Genomic DNA, 20,367 nt, shown 5'->3' on the forward strand with positions numbered 1-20,367 from the left:
ACCTAAAAATCCTATGTAGACAGTACAGAAAGGTGAACCGATGAATTTGGATATAGATACACTTTTAATTATTGTAATATTTGGGTTCTTAGCTGCCTTTATTGACTCAGTTGTAGGTGGTGGCGGTCTTATAACGCTGCCGGCACTATTATTTGCCGGCTTGAATCCTGCGGCCGCTGTAGCGACAAATAAATTGGCAGGCACAATGGGATCCTTCACAAGTACCATGATCTTCTATCGAACTGGAAATATAGACGTGAAGTCCGTCTTGAAATATTTTCCGTTAGTATTTATAGGTTCTTTACTTGGAGCATGGACAGTACATCTCATGGATCCGAGTCTGTTTAAGCCATTGATGCTGGCGATGTTAATCATAGTGGCCATCTTCACAGTAATAAAGAAAGATTGGGGCGGTGTTTCGACCAATAGTAGGCTGACAGTGAAACGACTTCTACTGGTCGCTTCCATTCTGATGATTATCGGGTTCTATGATGGCTTTCTCGGACCAGGAACTGGTTCGTTCCTAATGTTTACTTTCTTAATCATCGGTTTTGATTTCTTAAAAGCAGCTGGTAATGCGAAGTTTTTGAATTTCGGAAGCAATTTAGCAGCGTTATTAATGTTCATGTTCATAGGAGAGGTTCAATATGCCATAGGAATTATCATGGGAATATCTGGCGTGTTAGGTTCGATTTGCGGTTCTAGGTTTGCCATTAAAAAAGGCAGCGGTTATGTTAGAGTCCTATTTATTATTGTTACAACGGTCCTTATCCTAAAAAATCTTTATGAGTATATAGTAGAACTCACTGGGAAGTGAAATCCCTTATATATTTAAGACATATGCTGTTTTCCTAACTGTTAGAAAAAACTAGATTTGGTTATCAGGTAACAGTACAACTTTTTACACAATAGTCTTTGATAAAATGGTTCAGAAAAGGAACATCCTTACGAAAGAATACTGAAACTGTAGTTTCAAGCGTTATTCTGTAAGGGTGTTATTTTGCATGTTTTGTTTTATATGTTCATCAAATTGATTCGAATTCCAATAGTAGCTGCAGTAGCGAGTTCATCTTTCGGTAAAATTGGCAATATCTATAATAAATACAGCAATATTGGGGTTGTGAAAGCGCTTTAACAAAGGTATTCTTGGGGAGCGCTTAACTCAAGAAGAGTTGTTTTTTTATAAAAAGAGAAAAAAAAGCGCGAAATTATTAATTTATCTCTTAGAGGAGTGAAAAGGGGGTTAGTTAAAGTGAAAGGTTCCTTAACCTAAGTCAAAAGCGATAATATTGGTGGTACATAAAGAATTAGCGGAGATCGTAATCTAGCGGTTTCGACTCAAACCTATTTACTAAACCAATGCAAAGAGAAGTAAGAACCGCATATTATTATTATTATTATTATTATTATTATTATTAGAAGCAGTTGATAATCCGTTTGTGGTTGACCTCATTTTACCGATGCAGGGTGAAATAGATAAGTCTATTAGTTAGGAAGGCAACCATTTGCAAAGTGGAAGATTAGTTGACGCTATGGGCTAACACAAAACAAGTAACATGGAGGTAATGGAATGAAGAGATTTAAAACTCAAGCTTTATTTTTTGTTATTGTTTTTGGTATTCTGTTGTATGTTTTTGAAAGTCCCTTTGCTCAGGCCAAAGATATGAACATGACATCAGCTGTTGGTACAAGCTATTATATTGATGAGACGAATGGGAATGATATAAGTGATGGTACTAGTCCAAAATCGGCTTGGAAATCACTAGATAAAGTAAATAGTTTTACATTTTTGCCTGGGGATCAGATTTTATTTAAAGCAGGTGAGGAATGGTCGGGGCAATTACATCCGAAAGGCTCTGGGACTGAAGCAAAGCCAATTAGGATTGGAAAGTATGGAGAGGGTGAAAAGCCCCTTATTCAAGGTGAAGGAACTGTAGAGAGTGTAGTTTATTTATACAACCAAGAGTATTGGGAGATAGGATATTTGGAGATTACCAACTATTCTTCTACTCCTGCCGATTCACCAAGGCGAGGTATCCATGTGGAAGCTGGGGATGTTGAAGTAGATAGCACGAATGATCTAAACAAGGTTTCTACCCTTAATCATATCTATATTCATGATTTATATATACACGACGTAAATGGAGAAGATAAAAAAGATGGTGGGGGAAGTGCCGGTATTCAAATCAGTGTTACAATTTCATCGTTGGATGATAATTCCACTCCGGATCCGGAATCTGTTCATCGCAGAACGACATTTAACGATGTATTAATTGAAAATAATGTAATTGAACGGGTAAGCCGTTCAGGAATCATTACTTGGACTGACTGGAAGAGTAGAAAAGAGTTAGGTCAAGGTAAAACATATGGAGATGAAGAATATACGCCCTGGACACCCTTGACCAACGTTGTTATTCGTGCCAATGAGCTTTTCGAAATCGGTGGTGATGGAATCGTCCCTCATATGACCGAAGGTGCTTTGGTAGAGTACAATAGAGTCGATGGTTTTAATAAGACATCTTCTGGTTACAATGTTGGGGCGTGGACATGGAATGGTGACAATACTCTATATCAATATAATGAAGTTTCTGGTGGGTTTTCTATAAGAGATGGAAATGCCTTTGACTTTGACCATGGTTCAAAAGGTGTCATTTATCAATATAATTATAGTCATGATAATGAAGGTGGAACATTACTCTTATGCGCTGATGGCAGTACAGGAACAGGAGGCGTTTACGATGGAATTTTCCGCTATAATATAAGCGAAAATGATCATTATCAGACATTTATCATTTGTGGAGCCGATAATGTTCACAACATACAAATCTATAATAATGTATTTTACGTAGGACCAGGTATAAAGACCAATATGCTTGTTTCACAAGGTGGAAAGACAGAAGCAGTATTGCGCAACAATATTTTCTATAACTTTGGGTCAGGCGGTTACGTGAAAAAATCAAGTTGGAGTTACGATAATAATCTTTTCTTTGGTAATAAAGTTCCTACAAAGAGCATCATTCCTGATGATAATATGAAGACTTTCGATCCATTATTTGTTAATCCAGGTAGCGGCGGAATTGGCTTGGACACATTAGACGGATATAAGTTACAAGTCGACTCTCCTGCAATTGGTAGTGGTAGTTTGATTAATAATAAAGGGGATGTGGACTTTTGGGGAAATCCATTATCTCCCATCAATCAAAATATCGGTGCATATGATAGACCAGCTGCAAGCATTTCACTTATTCGTGATACAATTGAATTCTATCGGAACTCCGCTGATATCCAGCAACCTTTGTATCAACAATTACAACTTCACTTAACTGCAGTGGGCCATTATGAAGAGCAAAAAGCTACAGAGAAAGTCGTAAAGCATATGAATAGTTTTAAGGTACTACTTGATTATCAACATGGCAAAGGGTTGATTACTGAAAAAGCATATGACGTTCTTATGACTCATGCTGATGCGATGATTGAGAAGTGGGAATAGAATGTTGGCTTAATAAATGAAAACCATTTTTGTGATAGAAAAAGCCCTGTCATAGGGGCTTTTTAAGTGACGAAGATTGAAATCACTCATGCTTTGAAAAATGTTGTGGACGAGAAGGGCTTTGCAGCACATATATAACCAATCTAGAAGAGATATGTATGAAAAATGGATGTGAAACTACCCTGAGAAAAGGGGAGGATTCATCCATTTTTTTATGCTTTGATTTCCACGAATGAATGGCGTGACGTTCTTTTTCAAATACTTTCTTCAAGTAAATCATCGTCGTTTCAATCTTTTCATGACCGACAGAACGAATAATTGCGTTAAAATTTACTCCTTGTACTGAACGGTTGAACAGAATGTCCACATTTATAGGTTTGAATTCGTATTATTACATCCTCTACATAACAAGTACCAGAAGGACAGGCTATGTTTGTCAGCAACTGCCGTGAATTTAAACAAAAACCTTCTACCAGGGCACGTCGTCTATTAATTAGGAAGGAGGGATATAGGTTGGAAGAATTGATCGTTGAAGCGTTTGAAACAGAAGACAGAGATGTTCTAATTGATGAGATTATGAATCGGTACGGGCAGGATATCTTAAGGCTTGTCTATTCTTACGTTAATAATAAAGAATTAGCGGAGGATTTGACGCAGGATATTTTTGTGAAATGCTATAAATCCCTTCATACATACAAAGGAAAATCCACGCTGCGTACCTGGTTGTGGCGAATCGCAATCAATCATTGTAAAGATTTCCTGAAAAGTTGGTATAACAAAAATGTCGTGATTTCAGAAGAAGAGCCTATCACCAATCGAACAACAAAGGAAATGGTCGAGGAGGTTGTCATTCAAAAAGAAGAGGATGATCAATTAATCGCTGCGATAATGACGCTACCGATTAAGTATCAAGAAGTTATTTATCTCTATTATTACGAGGAATTGCTAATTAAGGAAATTGCGGGTGTGACTGAGGCTAGTGTGAACACGGTTAAAACGAGGCTAAGACGTGCGAAAGAGTTATTGAAAGAACGATTGGAGGCGTAAGAAATGGAGAGTCGTTTAAGAGGACTGAAAAAATCAATGGATGACACTGAGTTTAGCCAACTCCAATTTACGGAACAACATCGCAAGAAAATTCGAGCCAAAATAAGTGAAGATGATGACAGTGTTTTGTTGGCGGTCATGCAGCTACTGGTCGAAGAAAAAACGGGGTACGAATTGGTGCAGTTTTTACGAGGACGAGGTATTCGTAAATTTGAAGACAATGAAGGTAGTCTATATGCCTTGCTGCATCAGCTTGAGCAGGACGGGTGTTTACAATCAAGCTGGAACGAGGCAGCGGTGAAATATTATCTACTTAACAATAAAGGCAGTAAGTTATTACGGAAAATGGAGAAGCAATCTAGTAGTAAACGGTTTACTTTAAAAGAAATAGTGGAGGGGTGACCAATTGGTGCACAAGCGAGGCCAATCTTTCTTAGGGGAAGTTAGGGATCAGATTAGATCAAAAGAGGCGAAAGATTTTGTTTCAGCCGAATTAAATCATCATCTAAAAGCGGCGAAGAATAAGTGGATAGAAAAAGGGATGGATGAAACTGAAGCAGAAGAAAAAGCTGTTGTGCAGATGGGGAGCCCGATAACGCTAGGGCAAAAGCTGAACAAACTTCATCGGCCAAAGGTGGATTGGCTGACGGTGATGTTGTTGGTCACGACGTTGGGGTTAGGGTTTTTGCCGATTTTATTTATGGATGCTGATTACTACCTGCAATATAATATGGATGCAAGCTCTTTTTCTGTACAGAAAGTCGTCTTTTCCTTATTAGGCGCGGTGTTAGCTTTTTGCGTCATGTTAGTAAATTATCGGAGATTAGAAAGTTTTGGCTGGTTGTTTTACAGCATTGGTGTACTCATTCTTGTGCTGTTACAAAATTCTTTCGATATGATAAATGGCGTTTCTATTCTTGTGATCGGTCCATTTACGATAAATAGTTTGAGCGTTATGCCATTTTTCCTTCTAGCTTGGGCTTCTTTTTTTAATCATAAAAAGTTGAAGCTTTGGCATTTGAGTTTATTATTCGTATGTTCTTTTTGGTTGTTCGTAAACACCGTAAATCTTCCAGCAATTTATATCTACACGTTTATGGTATTTGGGTTATTTTTGTGCAGCCGATTTAGTCGGAAAATAAAATGGATGATAACTGGGGGGATAATGGGCTCGCTTCTTTTGTTAGGTTTTATAGTTTGGCCATCTTTGGAGATGTATCAGCTAGTTCGTCTTTTGGCATTTGTTAATCCAGAACAGTATGCGGAGGGGGAGGGTTATATGATGTTACTCCTCCAAGACCACATATCAAAGGCGGGTTGGTTTGGGAACGCACTGAATAGTGGAACGATCCCCAATGTCCACACCGATTTTGTTTTTGTGGGTTTCACGTATTACTTCGGTTGGTTAGCTGCCTGTGCACTTTTCATCGTTCTTGCCCTTTTTATAGTGAGAATCATAATGATTGCGCGTAACATTCATGAGCCATTTGGAAAGTTATTGTTAAACGGCGCTGTTGCACTGTATACGGTACAGTTGGTTAGCAATGTTGGTATGACATTTGGATTAGTACCGATTACTACCATTTCTTTGCCGTTTATCAGTTATGGCTTAATTCCAATTGTGTTGAATGCTTTTATAGTGGGCGTTGTGCTGAGTGTTTATCGACGTAAGGATTTGACGTCTATGAGAACTTTTCAGCCGCAGCAATAGGTAGGAAAACCCGAAGAGTAGTCGCTTCGGGTTTTTCATTTTCTTAAGACTGCGCCCCTAACTCACGTGACCGTGTTGTTGCTTTTTCAATGCAATCACCAATCGCTTCTTTGAATAATCTACCTTCCAATGCTTTCAATCCTGCTTCCGTCGTACCGTTCGGACTGGTCACGTTTTTCCGCAATTCAGCCGGTTCTGTGCCAGTATCTTTCATCATCGCAGCGGCACCTTCAAGTGTTTGGATGATAAGGGAGCGTGCGACGTCTTTGGATAGCCCCTTAGCAATCGCTGCTTCTTCAAGAGCTTCCGCTAAATAGTAAACATAGGCTGGACCGCTGCCGGATAGGGCAGTCACCGCATGAAGGTCATCTTCTTTGACTTCTTTAACCAGACCAATGGCTTCTAGTAGGCCGAGGAAATGCTTGCGCATCGTGTCATCGACGGCGTTATTCATGGCAACACCGGTTGCCGATTTCCCGATGGTTGCAGAGGTGTTTGGCATAGAACGAGCCACTGGTCTTGCACCAAGTCCATTTTCAAGTGTCTGGATTGAAACACCTGCAATGACAGACAAAACGGCTGCTTGAGTGGCGAGATGAGGGCGAATGTCTGCCATCGCTAGATGAATGTCTTTCGGCTTTGTCGCTAGTACAACTAGATCTGCTGTTTTCAACGCTTCTTTGTCCTTACAAACAATGGAGATACCATATTTCTGTTGTAATGAAATCAGTCTGTCGTCATCTGATTTATTCATCACATAGACCTGCTGCGGCTCGATTGCACCTCGTTTAACAATCCCAGCAATAACTGCTTCAGCCATTGAGCCTGCGCCTATGAATACAATTTTCTCCATTATAATCTCCCCTTTCGTTCCAATTCACAAATAAAAAACATGCGTTTCCATCCTTCGTAAAAAGGACGAAAACGCATGTTTCCGCGGTACCACCTAGTTTTACCAGCAAACCATTTTGCTGGTACATCTTGTTCTTTCTTAACGCGAAAGGCACGGCCGGGTTTCCACGGCAGCTCGGAAGGAGGTTCAAGGCGGGAGAGGGAATGTGGCTTTCAGCCGGTGACCACATTTTCTGTTGTCCATCGCCGTCAGTACTAATCTTCGTCTACGCTAATCGTTTCATGAATTAGAACGATTATTACACGTTGTCTGAACAAAGTCAACATTCTATCCGGCTACTGGTTTATTTGAATGAAAAACCAAATGATGCCGATGATGGCAAGGACCGCCAACACAGCGAATGACACTTTGACAGCACTTACCGGAGATTTGCCGCTGACCTTGCCTGTTTGTCCATTGACAAGGAAACGATAAATCTTATTGTTGAAAGCGAAGGATGAAATCCAGATAGGCAATAACATATGTTTGTAGGTAATCGCTGTGTAGTCTGTAGATACACTGACGATATTTACGACATCTCCAGGTACTTGTCCGTGAATACCACTGGCAATGCGCTGATCGATAATCTCCTTGGCATCATTCCAGCCTTCTTTTAACGGAATGGAATACTTTTCTGCTAAAAATCCTGATAGATACTCTGTTTTATAGTCAACTAATCCGTTTAATTGAAAAGGCTCAATGTTATCAATGAGTCCGCTGGCAACGTTACGAGAAGCTTTCACTAATACGTCATCATAAAATGCGCGATAATGGCCATGTTCTGTGCGCCATCTAATTTTTCGTACTTGTTCCGTTACTTGCTTCGGCTTGCCATCTTCTACGACAGTGCGCGTTTCCGTTACATAATAATACGTTCCAATGTTGACCACATAGGCAGAATTCGTTTGCGAATCGAACGTCCAATAGGGAATGTAAGCGCCGGATAAGGTATGCAAGGTATACGATTTTTTAAGTTTGGATGGTGCAAAATATCTTTTTCGTATCCATAGCTTAAATTTGTCGACAGCTTCATCTCTTGGTATTTGAAAAGGTAGTACTAGTGCGGGTTTAATACCAGCATGATGGCTGCTAGTGGCGATATGTGAGGAGCCGCAAAATGAACAGAAATCAGCTACTTTGTCTTTATCTAGAAGTGTTTCGGCCCCACAGCTATCGCATTTAAATACCCGTTTTTCATCATCCCAGCTATGATCTTCTTGTTCTAATGCTTGTAAAAAGTCATGCTCAATCGTGTTGTGCTGTGTTTTTTCGATGGCCCGCTCGCTACCGCAAAAAGGGCATTTGAGTGCGCCTGTTGCGGGATCGAATGCGGCATTGCCGCCACAAGAAGGGCATTTCGTCATTTCTGTTTGTTCGATTGTATATTCTTCATTTTCTACACCTGTCATTCGTACACCTCATTCGCATCCATGTTACAGCGTATCTCCGCAGTCACCACAAAATTTTGCGGTTGGGGCATTTTTAGACCCGCATTTTGTACATGTTTTTTCCGTCACTTGCTGTGCGCCACACTCCCCGCAGAACTTTGCATCTGCATTGATGGGAGCCTGGCAACTAATACAAGGCACTTTTTGTGTTTGAACAGTTTTGCCACATTCTCCGCAAAACTTAGCGGTTGCTAGAATTTGTGCCTGGCAATGGGGACAGCTTATTTTAGCCGGCTGTGCAGCGGGTTGATGGCCGCCTGAAAATGCATTTGCCATCACTCCACCGAGCGCGGCGCCTGCTCCTAGTCCTGCACCAGCGCCTGCTAATCCGCCGCCTTCATTGCGAGCGGCTTCGCGAATGGCCTCTGCCGCTTGGTATTGCTGATACTGATTCATATCGCCAAGCACGCCCATTGCTGTTCGTTTGTCCATCACTTTTTCGACTTCTTCAGGAAGTGATAAGTTTTCGATATAGAGGGAAGTGATATCAAAGCCGAATGCATTGAATCGCTTTTTCATCTTCGCTTGCCCTTGCTCACTCAGTTCATCATAGTGCATTGCCAAATCTAAGGCCGGAATTTTCGACTCGGCAAAAAGATCCGTTAATCCAGACAAGATCATCTTTTTCAATTGGTCTTCGATGGCACTCGTATCATAGGATGCATTGGTCCCGAATAATTCTTTTAAGAACACCGTGGGCTCAGATACTCGGTAGGAATAAATACCGTACCCGCGTAAACGTATCATGCCGAACTCGGCATCGCGCATCATAATAGGATTAGACGTACCCCATTTTTGGTTGATGAATTGCTTGGTATTGACAAAATAGACTTCCGCTTTAAAAGGTGATTCAAATCCGTGTTTCCATGATTTTAACTTTGTTAAGATCGGCATATTTTGCGTGTACAATAGATGTCTTCCGGGTCCGAAGACATCTGCAATTTCCCCTTCATTGACAAAAATCGCTACTTGCGATTCTCGAACGGTTAACTCCGCCCCCATTTTGATTTCATTGTCCTGAACGGGAAAGCGATAGACCATTGTATTCGTACTACTATCTGTCCATTCAATTACTTCGATAAATTGACTTTTGAAAAATCCGAATAAGCCCATATAAACACTCTCCTACCAAAGATAATTATTCTGTGAATTTCATTCTAGTATAGCATATGTGAACTGGCTTCAGCAGAAGTCTACCATTTCATTAAGTGGGTGATTACTATACTCAACAGGTGACGTCTTCCTAGAAAACAGGTACAATGGACTGAATACTCATTCATTTAACCAAAGGGGACTTTGACTATGATTCATAAAATTATCATTCCAACACCGTTTGCAGTTGGGGATGTCAACGCATTTCTTATCAAAGGAGATACGCTGTCTCTTGTCGATGCAGGACCGAAAACACCAGAGGCGTATAAAGCACTTCAGCATGGCATTAAGGAAGCAGGTTATACATTTAACGATATTGAACAAGTTATTTTGACACATCATCATCCAGATCATGCCGGCTGGATTGATGCATTCGACCAGGCGAAAGTTCTGGGGCATACATATAATGATCTTTGGTTGAAACGAGATGATGCATTTTTCAAGTATCATGATGCATTTTACTTGGAACGACTGCTTGAAGAAGGGGTTCCTGAAGAATATCTCTTCTGGGTGAAACGTATGAAGCGCTCCGTCGCGTTGATGGGCGATCGACCGCTCGATCAGCTACTTGCCGAGGGGGATGCGCTTCCGGGTCATGAAGGTTGGACGGTATTAGAAACACCGGGGCACGCACAGAGTCATATCGTTTTTTGGAATGAGAAAACGGGTGAAATGATTGGCGGAGATCTCGTGCTTGAAAAAGTTTCTTCCAACCCACTCATTGAGCCGCCACTTCATCCGGAAATGGGGCGTCCGCGCTCGTTATTGCAGTACAACGCATCATTGAAGAGGCTTCTCACATTGCCTGTCGATATCATTTACACGGGTCACGGCAATGAAGTACGCAACGCCCATGCTCTAATTGAAAGTCGTTTGACGAAGCAGCGCGAACGAGCAATGAAAGTGCTTGCGATGATGGATGGCGGCTCGCGCACGATTTTTGAACTTACAAAAGAATTATTCCCAGCAGTTTATGAAAAAGAATTAGGCCTCACATTGTCCGAAACAATTGGGCAAACAGATTATCTTGTTGACAAGGGCTTGGCCCGTGAAGCGCAAGATGAGGGCGGCGTCTTCCATTATGAACAAGCGTAAATCGATCGTCATAACTGGTGCAACAAGTGGTGTCGGATATGCATTGACGAAAAGGCTGTTGCGAGAAGGTCATACGGTTTGGGCAACAGGTAGAGCCCCGGATAAGCTATGGGAATTGCAAAATGCAGGCGCACAAACGGTACCTGCGGATTTATCAATCAAAGAGGACATAGATCGGTTGTTGGCACAGATTGATCCGCCTGATATCGTCATCTTTTCTGCCGGTGTTGGAACGTTCGATTTTGCGCATGAAACGGCGGATGAAGCGATCGAGAGTATGATGGCTGTCAACGTCGTTGCAACTATGCAGCTGACTAAACGTTTGTTACCGGACATGATGGAACGCAAAAAGGGTCATTTTATCTTTCTTGGTTCGCAAGCTGGGAAAGTGGCAACACCAAAAGCTTCTATTTATGCAGCGTCGAAGCATGCGATTATTGGCTACACGAATGCTTTGCGAATGGAGGTTGCTCCATTCGGTATCCATGTCACAACCATTAATCCTGGTCCGATTGACACACCTTTTTTGGATTTGGCCGATGATACAGGTAGCTATCGAACATCGCTAGGTAGGCACTTATTAGCAGTAGAAGATGTTGTCGAAGCGGTGATGAAAACGGTGGGATGTCCGGTGAGGGATGTCAATCTGCCTTGGTATATGGGCGTCACTAGTAAATTGCATGCCGTTGCACCGACGCTTGTGGAGCGGCTTGGGCGTAAGTATTTTATGAAGAAATAAGGCGGTAGTCCTCGATTTTCCATAGAAATAGGTTCGGCTACTACATGAGAATCACCCTTAATCGATTTATGGATTAAGGGTGATTTTTTTATTCCACTTGATAGGGGACGTATGTTCTATATATACTGTTGATAAGATAAAACGTTCGAAATGGGTGTTTGCAAGTATGAACAGTTAGCAGACCGAAAAAGCGCCAGCATTGACATGCGTAGCTTTTACACGTGTTGTGTGGCGGAGCAACTAACCTGCTATTTTTGAACAGCAACCTATTAAGTAATGGAGGACTCGAACATATGAATAAAAACCCTCAAGGCCTTTCAATTGCTGACCGTAATCACTGGATCTCCTCGGTCGCTATTCACAGTGAACTTCTTGCGACTAAGGATCTCGTCTATAACCCCTGTAACTTTGAGTGCTCTCAGCCATTAATAGAGGCACAAAACGCGGAATATGGGGCCTATGTCTATCAAGTGAATGACTTCTCTGTTAGATTTCGTGTCGCTAAGATTACACCAACAAAGGTCGGACAATTTGTAACGTTGTGGGAGAGAAGCGAGGCTGGACCAATCCAACCATACGACTTATCAGATCCAGTTGATTTGTTCGTGATTAGTGCTCGCAAAGGTGATTGCTTTGGCCAGTTCGTCTTTCCGAAAGCTGTTCTATGCGATCATGATATTGTGTCGAAGAATAGGCAAGGTGGAAAGCGGGCCATCCGCATTTATCCACCTTGGGACAAGCCAACGAGCCGTCAAGCACAAAAAACGCAGGAATGGCAGCTAGATTATTTCTTAGAGGTACCTGTAAATAGACCGATAGACTGTGAACGGGTTCAAATGCTTTATGGTTTAAATCGCTAGTATAAACTAATTCATAGGTTTTTCATTAAAACAACCTGATTTCAACGGTAGAATTGACTAGCAAGGTGCTTCTCGCTTTGTACTTCAAATATTAATTAGGATACAAAGCTGTTTAAAATGCCAAAAAAGAATTGATCTATCCGTGGCTTTCGAGTACAAGGATAGGGTCAATTCTTTTTTCTATTACTTATTCACAGTGCGATTATAAGACGTAATGGTCAACACATAATAAGTGAGGTAGATAACACCATAGATAATGATCGCCGCCATGAAAGAAAAGATATTTTCACTGAGGTTCATGTCATATTGTAAAACCAATGATAGAAGGACCATTCCTGCATTGAGTATACCGAGCAGTAAAGGAAGGAGAAAGACAAATAGCGATTGTTTGGCGATTGTTGTCCGAATTTCTTTTTTACTGACACCGATTTTCCGTAAAATTTCATACCGATGTTGATCTGCATATGCTTCTGTGAGCTGTTTGAAATAAATAATGCTTCCTGTTGCCGCCAAGAGGACTAATGCTAATGAGCTGACGATAAACATTTTCATGCCTGTGAATGATTGCACGTTTTTATATTCTTCATAAAACGTAATCATTTGCATATCTTCTTCAGCTAGTTTCAGTAAGGTATCGGAAGTTTCTTTTGTTGTTTTATCATTGTCTACTTTATACGCTTTATACGTGATGGTGGGAAATTGCGCTGACATTTTCGTAAACATTCTGTCATCCACTACAAGGTATAATAGCTCCTGCCCACCTGTTAGTCGTATTGATTTTTTTTCAAGTTTTTCAAGCATCAATGTCTGTTTGCCTTCAGTTAATGGGATATCGATGTCATATCCCTCGAAATCAGTAGCTGGTTGATGGACAAAATAATATTTAATAGCGATAGCTTGTTCATCAGATAAGGGGGGGATATCCTCCAAATCGAGTGTTTCTTTTATTTGATGAAAGGTTTGTTCTGCCATCAATTGAATGGCAAGATTATCATTGTCTTGAAAGGGTGCTTTTGTAGTTCCTTGCACTGAAATAATTGGGATATCGAATTGCTTGGTAATGGGATGGTCTTTATCAGTTGTAATGATCCGATTGATCTGCTGATCGAATGCATCGTCCTTTGAGACATAGAGATAGCTAAAAGGAGCTGTGCCACGGGCATCTTTTTCAGTAGCCGCAAATTCCGTAAAACCTGCTTGAATGTAAGGTATCGCTAATGTAATGAGCAAGGAGATGATTGTCAACATCAACGCATTTCCTTTCACTCGGTATAGTAAGTGAGAAGTACCGATCATGTTGATGCCGTGATAGTATTTAGCCTTATTTTTTTGTGCACGTTTAAGTAAATAGACAGTCAACGAGCGGAATAATAAATAGGTGCCTATGATAATAAAAGGGATCGCAAGCATTGCCATCCCGTTAAACATCAACCCATAACTACCCGCAAGTAACACAATTGACAGGCCAGCAGAAAAGAAAGAGGCCTTCGGTACTTTTTCACCTTTTTTCTCTGCTTGGAATAGTTCAATCAATCTAAAGCGATAAATTAAGAGATATGACTGAATAGATGTGAAAAGTGTGAGGACTGTAAATACAAGTGTAGTCGTTAAGACAGCCTCCATTGGAATACTAAAACTGGCCTCGATCGGAGCGCCCAACAGCTTGAGCAGCAACATAGTGGACAGTTTAGATAAGATGATACCTAGGACGAGTCCCGCCACTAACGTCATGGCTCCGATGATGATATTTTCAAAAAATAACATGCCCGCTATCGTTTTTTTTCGGACACCTAGTAGGGAATACAAGCCTACTTCCTTCTTTCGTTTCTTTGTGAAAAAGGCATTCGAATAGCTGATGAAGACAGCCATGAATCCTATTAAAATGACAGAGGTTTGAGACATGGTCTGAACCAAATGTTGAACAGAGTTTTGAATCTCGGGAATATATAACAGTGAATTAAATGTATAAAAGATGACGATACAAACAACCATCGAGAAAAAATAGAGAAGGTAGTTGCTGATATTCCCTCTAATATTTTTTTTCGCAAGATTAAATAACATCACTTGCACCCCCGCCAAGAACTGCCAAGACATCTAATATTTTTTTAAAGAATTCTTTACGGGAAGTATGTCCTTTTGCTAGTTCCGTAAACAAACTACCGTCTTTAATAAAGATCACACGTTGACAATAGCTAGCAGCAAAGGCATCATGTGTGACCATTAATATCGTTGCTTTTTCATCCACACTTAAGTCTTGCAAGCTCTCTAATAAGTCTGTCGCAGATTTTGAATCCAATGCGCCAGTCGGCTCATCTGCTAATATCAAGCTGGGTTTAGCTACCATTGCACGGGAAGCAGCTGTACGCTGTTTTTGCCCCCCTGAAATTTGATAAGGATACTGTTCCAAAATGGAGCGAATCCCGAACCGATCTGCTATTTCATGGACTCTTCTCTCTATTTCATCGACATTCATTTTTGCTAATGCCAGTGGTAACAAGATATTATCCTTCACAGTTAATGTATCTAATAAATGATAGTCTTGAAAAATGAAACCAAGTTTATCGCGACGGAAGTTGGACAGTTGTTCCTCTTTCAAGTTTAATATACTTGTCCCATCAATCAAAATTTCACCCGAAGTCGGTTGATCTATAGTAGCTAACATATTTAACAGTGTCGTTTTACCAGCACCTGAAGGCCCCATCATAGCAACAAATTCACCTTCTCGAACGGTGAAATCAATATTATTTAATGCAGTAAAAGTATTACCCTTTACTCCATATACTTTCTTAATTTGTGTAGCTTCTACGATTGTTTTCATCCATATATCCTCCATTTGTTAAGTTTCTTTCCTTTACTTTCTCTAGTCTATACCATGCAACCCTTCCATAACCTTTCAATGCATGCGTTAAGCTTACAGTTTTGTCACCTTGGCTTATAATGAAGAAAGGTGAGAACCGCATAAACGTACGATAGCTAACACAAAGTAACCTTATATACAAAGCTTTGGAGGGAATAACGATGAAGATTATGATTGTCGAAGATGAAACAACCATTCGAGATATAGTAGGAGAAGCAATCGGAAAATGGGGGTTGGAGCCCGTAAAAGTAGAAAGATTTGACCAAGTATTACAGGTCTTTCTACGGGAAAGCCCTCATCTGGTGCTAATGGATATTAATTTACCTTCTTTTGATGGCTTTTATTGGTGTAATAAAATAAGAGAAGTGTCAAAAGCACCGATTATCTTTTTATCCTCTCGCAATACACCTATGGATATGGTGATGGCCATGAATATGGGAGGGGATGATTTCATCAATAAACCATTCGATTTAGATGTTTTGATGGCTAAAATCAATGCTCTTTTGCGACGTACGTACGCGTATATAGAAGATATTGAGTTAACGGTCATCGAGCATGACGGAGTTGTTGTCAATTTGAACACTTACGAAGTTTCTTATGCCGATCAAAAGGTCGAGCTTAGTAAAACTGAGATGAGTATTCTAAGCCTTCTTATGCGGAATAGAGGAATTGTTGTCAGTCGGAATAAAATCATGCGCAGCCTGTGGGCTGATGAAAGATTTGTAGATGACAATACGTTAACCGTTAATATTACGCGTATACGTAAAAAAATCGCTGAACTAGGTAAGGAACAGTTCATTACGACGAAGAAAGGTCAGGGGTATATGATTGTATGAGCTTTAGTCAATATTTGAAAGATAAACGATTTTTTCTAACCCTATACGTGATCTTGATGGTGTTCGTTTCATTAATTATGATTGTGAATGATAACTGGCATCTTGCATCTCAAAACCTTGTCTATACACATATTTTTTGTTTCTTTCTTGTCAGTCTGTACATAACAATTGGTTTTTTCTATCGGCGATCCTTCTACATGAAATTGCAGGATGTCATCGACAGTAAGATGGAAGACTTTCATGTAGCCATGCCTGAATCACAGAATTATGAACAGGCTTTATATAACCAATTCATTCAAAAAGTGCAAAGCAATCATGCAGAGCAACTTCAAAATTTGATACGTGAGAAACGTGATCATCAAGATTTTATTATGTCTTGGGTGCATGAAGTGAAGCTGCCCATTGCCGCGAGTCATTTGCTAATGGACAACAGTTCGGGAAAAAACCTGGACGTTCTTGTAGACAAATTGGAAGATGAGCTGACTAAAATTGATAACTATGTAGAACAGGCGTTGTACTATTCACGTATCGATTCTTTTTCAAAAGACTATTTTATTACAGACGTATCTTTAAATAGTATTATCAAAAATAGTGTGAAGAAATATGCTAAGTTTTTCATTACAAAGGGAATTCGTTTTCATATGAAAGACGGACAGTCATTTGTACAAAGTGATAGTAAATGGCTTACTTTTATCATTAATCAGATCATAACGAATGCTTTAAAGTATACCAATGAAGGCGGAGACATCTCTTTTCTCGTAGAGGAAGACAGTAAAGAAAAACGATTAGTGATTCAAGATACCGGAATGGGCATTAGGCAGGAGGACCTGCATCGTGTATTTGATAGGGGATTCACAGGTTCTAATGGGAGATTACATACAAAGTCTACCGGAATGGGCTTATATCTTGCCAAGCAAATGGCTCTCAAATTAGGGCATAATATTTCCATTCAATCACAAGAAGATAGGTACACAATGGTTACTATCCATTTTCCGAAAATGCGGAATTACCATCACTATTGATGGACAAGAAGGGGTTATTCCCTAAAGTAAAAGGTTTTTTTTAATCCGTTTCGGTATGAAATCGAGGATACACATGTAGAAGTTTGTGGGTGATGGAGCAACTGAGGTTGTTCAGTTTCAACAAATTAAAAAGGTTCCGTTCATCGTTCTGTCAGGTGGAAAATTGGGAATAAATTATCTGTAAAGTAGGTGTATGAGAACGTATGTGTGGTATACTATAAGGGTAATTAAATAGGTATTCAAGGGTAATCAGCACACCTGTAAGTTGTTCCAGTCACGGTATATCACCTGGTGGAAGGCGGTGTTGTATGTGAGCGTGTTTGAAGCCATTGTTCTTATGGTTAGCTTTTCTAGTCTAATCGTTGCCGTTGTTACATTATCACAAAAGAAATAACCCGCTCTTGAGCCTCCAAGCAAATGAGCGGATTATCCTGTGAAATTTGTTGATCGCCTTTGAAGCGATACTATTTTATTGCAAAGCCGTTTGATGGTTGCACATCAGACGGTCTTTTTACTATATGTTACTTTACCACTAGTATACGTCGTACACTTCTGATTTTCAAGCTATCACAACGTGGAAGCGAATTCAGGATTTGTTCGGAGTATGCTTTTTTTACAGTCGCTTTACTTCCGAAAGATGTATGTCAATATTGTCTAGTTTTTCTGGTCTCTGAAGTGTCGGTAGCAATCTTAATCGCCGCATACATTTATTAAACAAGTACACACTCTACTGCCCAAGTTCCATACTATTTCACACCATTTTTTCGCTTTTCAACGAAGTATTCAAAGGTCCTATTTTTCATTTATTAAAAACCGACGATGCTGAATCAACGTGTATATGGCCGCCAGACCTAACAATACCGCTGATAGTATGAATGTGATCCGGACGTCCCACATTTCAGCAAGAGCACCTAAGGTCAAAGAAGAAATCGCGAAAAGTAGTGAGACGAGTGCGCTTTGCGCCGCATAAATTTTAGGTAATTCAGCCGAAGAAGCTGTTTTTTGAAGAAATGTGTCGACAGCAATCCCTTTTAGTTGTTGGAATATACCGTTTATTCCTACAATAACGAGTGCCAGCCAAGCAATCGTTGCTAAACCAAACAGCAAAGTGATTAGACTTAGTCCGATTGAACAAATGATTAACACAGTTTTCATATTCTTTTCAAACATCGATATAAAACGCGTGCATAGTATTCCACCTATAACCATCCCGATAAAAAATATGGTGTTGATATATCCCCACCAAGCCTCAGTTTCTCCGAGTACCTCGGTTACAAAAACGTAAAGGATAGAGGCGATCCATACCACGTTGGCGACGGCTTCTAATACGATGATCACATGCAGGCTCTTATAGAGCGGATTCCTCCATATGATACGCCAACCCTCTATTAATTCACCATTTCGGCGTTCTCGTGATACTTTTCGTTGAAATTCGGTTGGATCCACAATTCTCGTCATCATAATCGAGGCGATTAAGTACATCACGAGGGTAAGTAAAACGACATTTTGGCCATGTGAAAATGCAACCAGCAGTCCACCAAGTGCCCATCCGCCTAAATTAACTGTTTCGTAAACAATGGAGAAAAAACTATTGGCTTTCACTAATTCATTGTTAGAAACTAAACGCGGTAGCATCGCATTGCTCGCGGGCAATGCCCAGCCATCCAAAAACGCAATCATAAAAATAAAAATCAAAAGTATGAGTATATTCGGTGCGAGTTGAACAACTAAGATTAGCGAAAGTAAACCTAACAAGATTGTTTTACACACCTGTGAAAAAACCAGGAGTGTCTTTAACGGATATCGATTTAACAGTAACGGCGAAATCATACCGCTAGTAAAACGACCAATCATGTTGAGGAAAGGTACTAGTGCCAACATAAATGGTGACTCCGTAATGCCATACAACATTGAAATGATTCCTACAATGTAAAATATATCACCTAAGTTGGCCAGCGATTGACCTATCCATAAAAAACGGAAAGACTGACTTTTCATTCTTACTACCCCTTTACAATCAAAATTTAGTACTGATTAGGAAAGGGTAGATTTTACACTCGTTTTTTGCCTCCTCAAATGTGTTCAGTTTCTTCATATATTGGAAGAACGACAACAACTACTTTTTAGCATGTGGAACCTTTAACATTTATAAGGGTAGTAAGAATGATTTATATAACTCCATTGTACATCAACTTAAAACTAATATATATGAATACTCCGTGATTACATATGGCCCTTTTCCTGATTTTTGTTTATATAAGTATTGGGTAGACATTTCTCTATGCCACTTTATTTGTCCGTGTACTCATTATTCAACATCAAGTAAGAAATGGATGTTAGGTGGATCAACTTCATTATTACCTATTACGTTTAAAAAACCGAACGATTAAAAGGTTATTCATTTAATCAGTCGCCAATATTACTTTCTACTTTCGTTGATTGGAGCGTAAGGCGGCGACTCCTGCGGGAACAGCGCGAGCTGAAGCCGTGCCCGCGGAAAGCGTCCGCCTGAAGCGTAAATCAACCTTGTTCGGATAGTAAGTCCAATATCTCTATTATGAAATTGATTCAGGTGGATGAACAATCCAAATCTTTCATATAGGGAATGGGCTAAACAAGTGGGGGATTTTGTTAAGTACTATTGTAGGAATTGAAGTAATTACGCTTGCTTAGCTAGCCTTAGTGATCGTGATCATGGTCGTCTTCTTGATCTTTCAATACAGTTAGTAGTACATAGCTTTCTGCGAATGAATCTTTTTCGCAACTTTCAAGAGTGTATGTCAATACTTGGTGACCATCTTCCTTGACAAGGTCTTTACAAGTCATATTATCTTTGGCGGGCTCATTGCCTCTGTTGTTATTTTTGGAACGGTCAATTTCCAAATCGATGGATGAACCATCGAAAGTCAGATTATAGAGTGTCGGATCTCCTTCGGGTGTGTAGTTTGCAATGCGGACAGAAGCTGGTTTCTTCCCTTCAATCTTTTCTAAGAATAATTCAAAGCTTGAAAAATTAAAAACGGGACCATTGTTATTGATGACATCTCCGTTTTTAACTGCCTTTTCGCTGTCGTATGAACAAGCTGATAGTAGTAAAATCCCGAAACCCAAAAGTAAGTACAAATTTTTCCGCATGTGTATCCTCCCTAGCTATGAACTTGTCTCTTCACCTTCACTATATGGCTGAATCGAATGGATTATCCGAATTCTATCACCAA

At 40.1% G+C, this 20,367-nt stretch carries 19 protein-coding genes; 11 read left to right on the forward strand and 8 right to left on the reverse strand.

The window, feature by feature from the left end; translation table 11 throughout:
• Positions 1-40: 40 nt before the first annotated feature.
• Both ACIQ0H_RS05610 and ACIQ0H_RS05615 read left to right on the forward strand, forming a co-directional pair.
• The gene (locus ACIQ0H_RS05610; protein ID WP_403412092.1) at positions 41-817 is read left to right on the forward strand and encodes a TSUP family transporter; all 777 of its coding nucleotides are present in this window, start codon (positions 41-43) and stop codon (positions 815-817) included.
• A gap of 753 nt (positions 818-1,570) precedes the next feature.
• A complete protein-coding gene (locus ACIQ0H_RS05615; protein ID WP_403412095.1) occupies positions 1,571-3,490 on the forward strand; it encodes an FIMAH domain-containing protein in 1,920 nt (639 codons plus the stop codon).
• A gap of 82 nt (positions 3,491-3,572) precedes the next feature.
• On the opposite strand, the gene ACIQ0H_RS05620 is transcribed toward ACIQ0H_RS05615, so the two are convergent.
• Positions 3,573-3,857: a hypothetical protein gene (locus ACIQ0H_RS05620; RefSeq protein WP_403412098.1), complete on the reverse strand. Its 285-nt coding sequence runs from the start codon at positions 3,855-3,857 to the stop codon at positions 3,573-3,575.
• A gap of 146 nt (positions 3,858-4,003) precedes the next feature.
• Here ACIQ0H_RS05620 and ACIQ0H_RS05625 point away from each other — a divergent pair, with 146 nt between their 5' ends.
• The 3 genes from ACIQ0H_RS05625 to ACIQ0H_RS05635 are packed head-to-tail and all read left to right on the forward strand — an operon-like array spanning position 4,004 to position 6,248.
• A complete protein-coding gene (locus ACIQ0H_RS05625) occupies positions 4,004-4,537 on the forward strand; it encodes a sigma-70 family RNA polymerase sigma factor (RefSeq protein ID WP_403412101.1) in 534 nt (177 codons plus the stop codon).
• Positions 4,538-4,540: 3 nt separating this feature from the next.
• On the forward strand, positions 4,541-4,939 hold the full coding sequence (locus ACIQ0H_RS05630) for a PadR family transcriptional regulator (protein ID WP_403412104.1): 399 nt from the start codon (positions 4,541-4,543) through the stop codon (positions 4,937-4,939).
• Positions 4,940-4,946: 7 nt separating this feature from the next.
• The gene (locus ACIQ0H_RS05635) at positions 4,947-6,248 is read left to right on the forward strand and encodes an FtsW/RodA/SpoVE family cell cycle protein (RefSeq protein WP_403412393.1); all 1,302 of its coding nucleotides are present in this window, start codon (positions 4,947-4,949) and stop codon (positions 6,246-6,248) included.
• A gap of 43 nt (positions 6,249-6,291) precedes the next feature.
• Here ACIQ0H_RS05635 and proC read toward each other — a convergent pair whose 3' ends face one another.
• The 3 genes from proC to ACIQ0H_RS05650 form a co-directional block, all read right to left on the reverse strand.
• Positions 6,292-7,101, reverse strand: coding sequence for a pyrroline-5-carboxylate reductase (proC, locus tag ACIQ0H_RS05640; RefSeq protein ID WP_403412107.1), 810 nt, complete (start codon positions 7,099-7,101; stop codon positions 6,292-6,294).
• Positions 7,102-7,436: 335 nt separating this feature from the next.
• Positions 7,437-8,549 carry a hypothetical protein gene (locus tag ACIQ0H_RS05645; RefSeq protein ID WP_403412110.1) on the reverse strand — a complete coding sequence of 371 codons (1,113 nt, stop codon included), beginning with the start codon at positions 8,547-8,549 and terminating at the stop codon, positions 7,437-7,439.
• 24 nt (positions 8,550-8,573) lie between these two features.
• Complete coding sequence (locus ACIQ0H_RS05650; RefSeq protein ID WP_403412113.1) at positions 8,574-9,701, reverse strand: SPFH domain-containing protein; 1,128 nt, start codon at positions 9,699-9,701, stop codon at positions 8,574-8,576.
• 189 nt (positions 9,702-9,890) lie between these two features.
• On the opposite strand from ACIQ0H_RS05650, the gene ACIQ0H_RS05655 reads away from it, so the two are divergent.
• From ACIQ0H_RS05655 to ACIQ0H_RS05665, 3 genes are all read left to right on the forward strand, one after another.
• Entirely contained in the window at positions 9,891-10,835 is a 945-nt protein-coding gene (locus tag ACIQ0H_RS05655; RefSeq protein WP_403412116.1) for an MBL fold metallo-hydrolase, read from the forward strand.
• A complete protein-coding gene (locus tag ACIQ0H_RS05660; RefSeq protein ID WP_403412119.1) occupies positions 10,822-11,574 on the forward strand; it encodes an SDR family NAD(P)-dependent oxidoreductase in 753 nt (250 codons plus the stop codon). Before ACIQ0H_RS05655 ends, ACIQ0H_RS05660 begins: the two co-directional genes overlap by 14 nt.
• Positions 11,575-11,867: 293 nt before the next feature.
• The gene (locus ACIQ0H_RS05665; RefSeq protein WP_403412122.1) at positions 11,868-12,434 is read left to right on the forward strand and encodes a MepB family protein; all 567 of its coding nucleotides are present in this window, start codon (positions 11,868-11,870) and stop codon (positions 12,432-12,434) included.
• Between the two features lie 183 nt (positions 12,435-12,617).
• Here ACIQ0H_RS05665 and ACIQ0H_RS05670 read toward each other — a convergent pair whose 3' ends face one another.
• Together ACIQ0H_RS05670 and ACIQ0H_RS05675 are read right to left on the reverse strand one after the other, a co-directional pair.
• Positions 12,618-14,498, reverse strand: coding sequence for an ABC transporter permease (locus ACIQ0H_RS05670; protein WP_403412396.1), 1,881 nt, complete (start codon positions 14,496-14,498; stop codon positions 12,618-12,620).
• Positions 14,485-15,252: an ABC transporter ATP-binding protein gene (locus ACIQ0H_RS05675; protein WP_403412130.1), complete on the reverse strand. Its 768-nt coding sequence runs from the start codon at positions 15,250-15,252 to the stop codon at positions 14,485-14,487. Before ACIQ0H_RS05675 ends, ACIQ0H_RS05670 begins: the two co-directional genes overlap by 14 nt.
• Before the next feature lie 200 nt (positions 15,253-15,452).
• Here ACIQ0H_RS05675 and ACIQ0H_RS05680 point away from each other — a divergent pair, with 200 nt between their 5' ends.
• From ACIQ0H_RS05680 to ACIQ0H_RS05690, 3 genes are all read left to right on the forward strand, one after another.
• Positions 15,453-16,127: a response regulator transcription factor gene (locus ACIQ0H_RS05680; protein WP_403412133.1), complete on the forward strand. Its 675-nt coding sequence runs from the start codon at positions 15,453-15,455 to the stop codon at positions 16,125-16,127.
• Complete coding sequence (locus ACIQ0H_RS05685; protein WP_403412136.1) at positions 16,124-17,149, forward strand: sensor histidine kinase; 1,026 nt, start codon at positions 16,124-16,126, stop codon at positions 17,147-17,149. The genes ACIQ0H_RS05680 and ACIQ0H_RS05685 overlap by 4 nt, the downstream gene beginning before the upstream one ends.
• A gap of 316 nt (positions 17,150-17,465) precedes the next feature.
• Positions 17,466-17,543, forward strand: a complete 78-nt coding sequence (locus tag ACIQ0H_RS05690; RefSeq protein ID WP_403412399.1) for a putative holin-like toxin — start codon at positions 17,466-17,468, stop codon at positions 17,541-17,543.
• Positions 17,544-17,941: 398 nt separating this feature from the next.
• On the opposite strand, the gene ACIQ0H_RS05695 is transcribed toward ACIQ0H_RS05690, so the two are convergent.
• Both ACIQ0H_RS05695 and ACIQ0H_RS05700 read right to left on the reverse strand, forming a co-directional pair.
• Positions 17,942-19,147: an MFS transporter gene (locus tag ACIQ0H_RS05695; protein ID WP_403412139.1), complete on the reverse strand. Its 1,206-nt coding sequence runs from the start codon at positions 19,145-19,147 to the stop codon at positions 17,942-17,944.
• Between the two features lie 681 nt (positions 19,148-19,828).
• Positions 19,829-20,284, reverse strand: coding sequence for a DUF4362 domain-containing protein (locus tag ACIQ0H_RS05700; protein ID WP_403412141.1), 456 nt, complete (start codon positions 20,282-20,284; stop codon positions 19,829-19,831).
• Positions 20,285-20,367 lie beyond the last annotated feature (83 nt).

It is taken from the genome of Sporosarcina sp. NPDC096371 (assembly GCF_044762865.1).
GTDB lineage: Bacteria > Bacillota > Bacilli > Bacillales_A > Planococcaceae > Sporosarcina.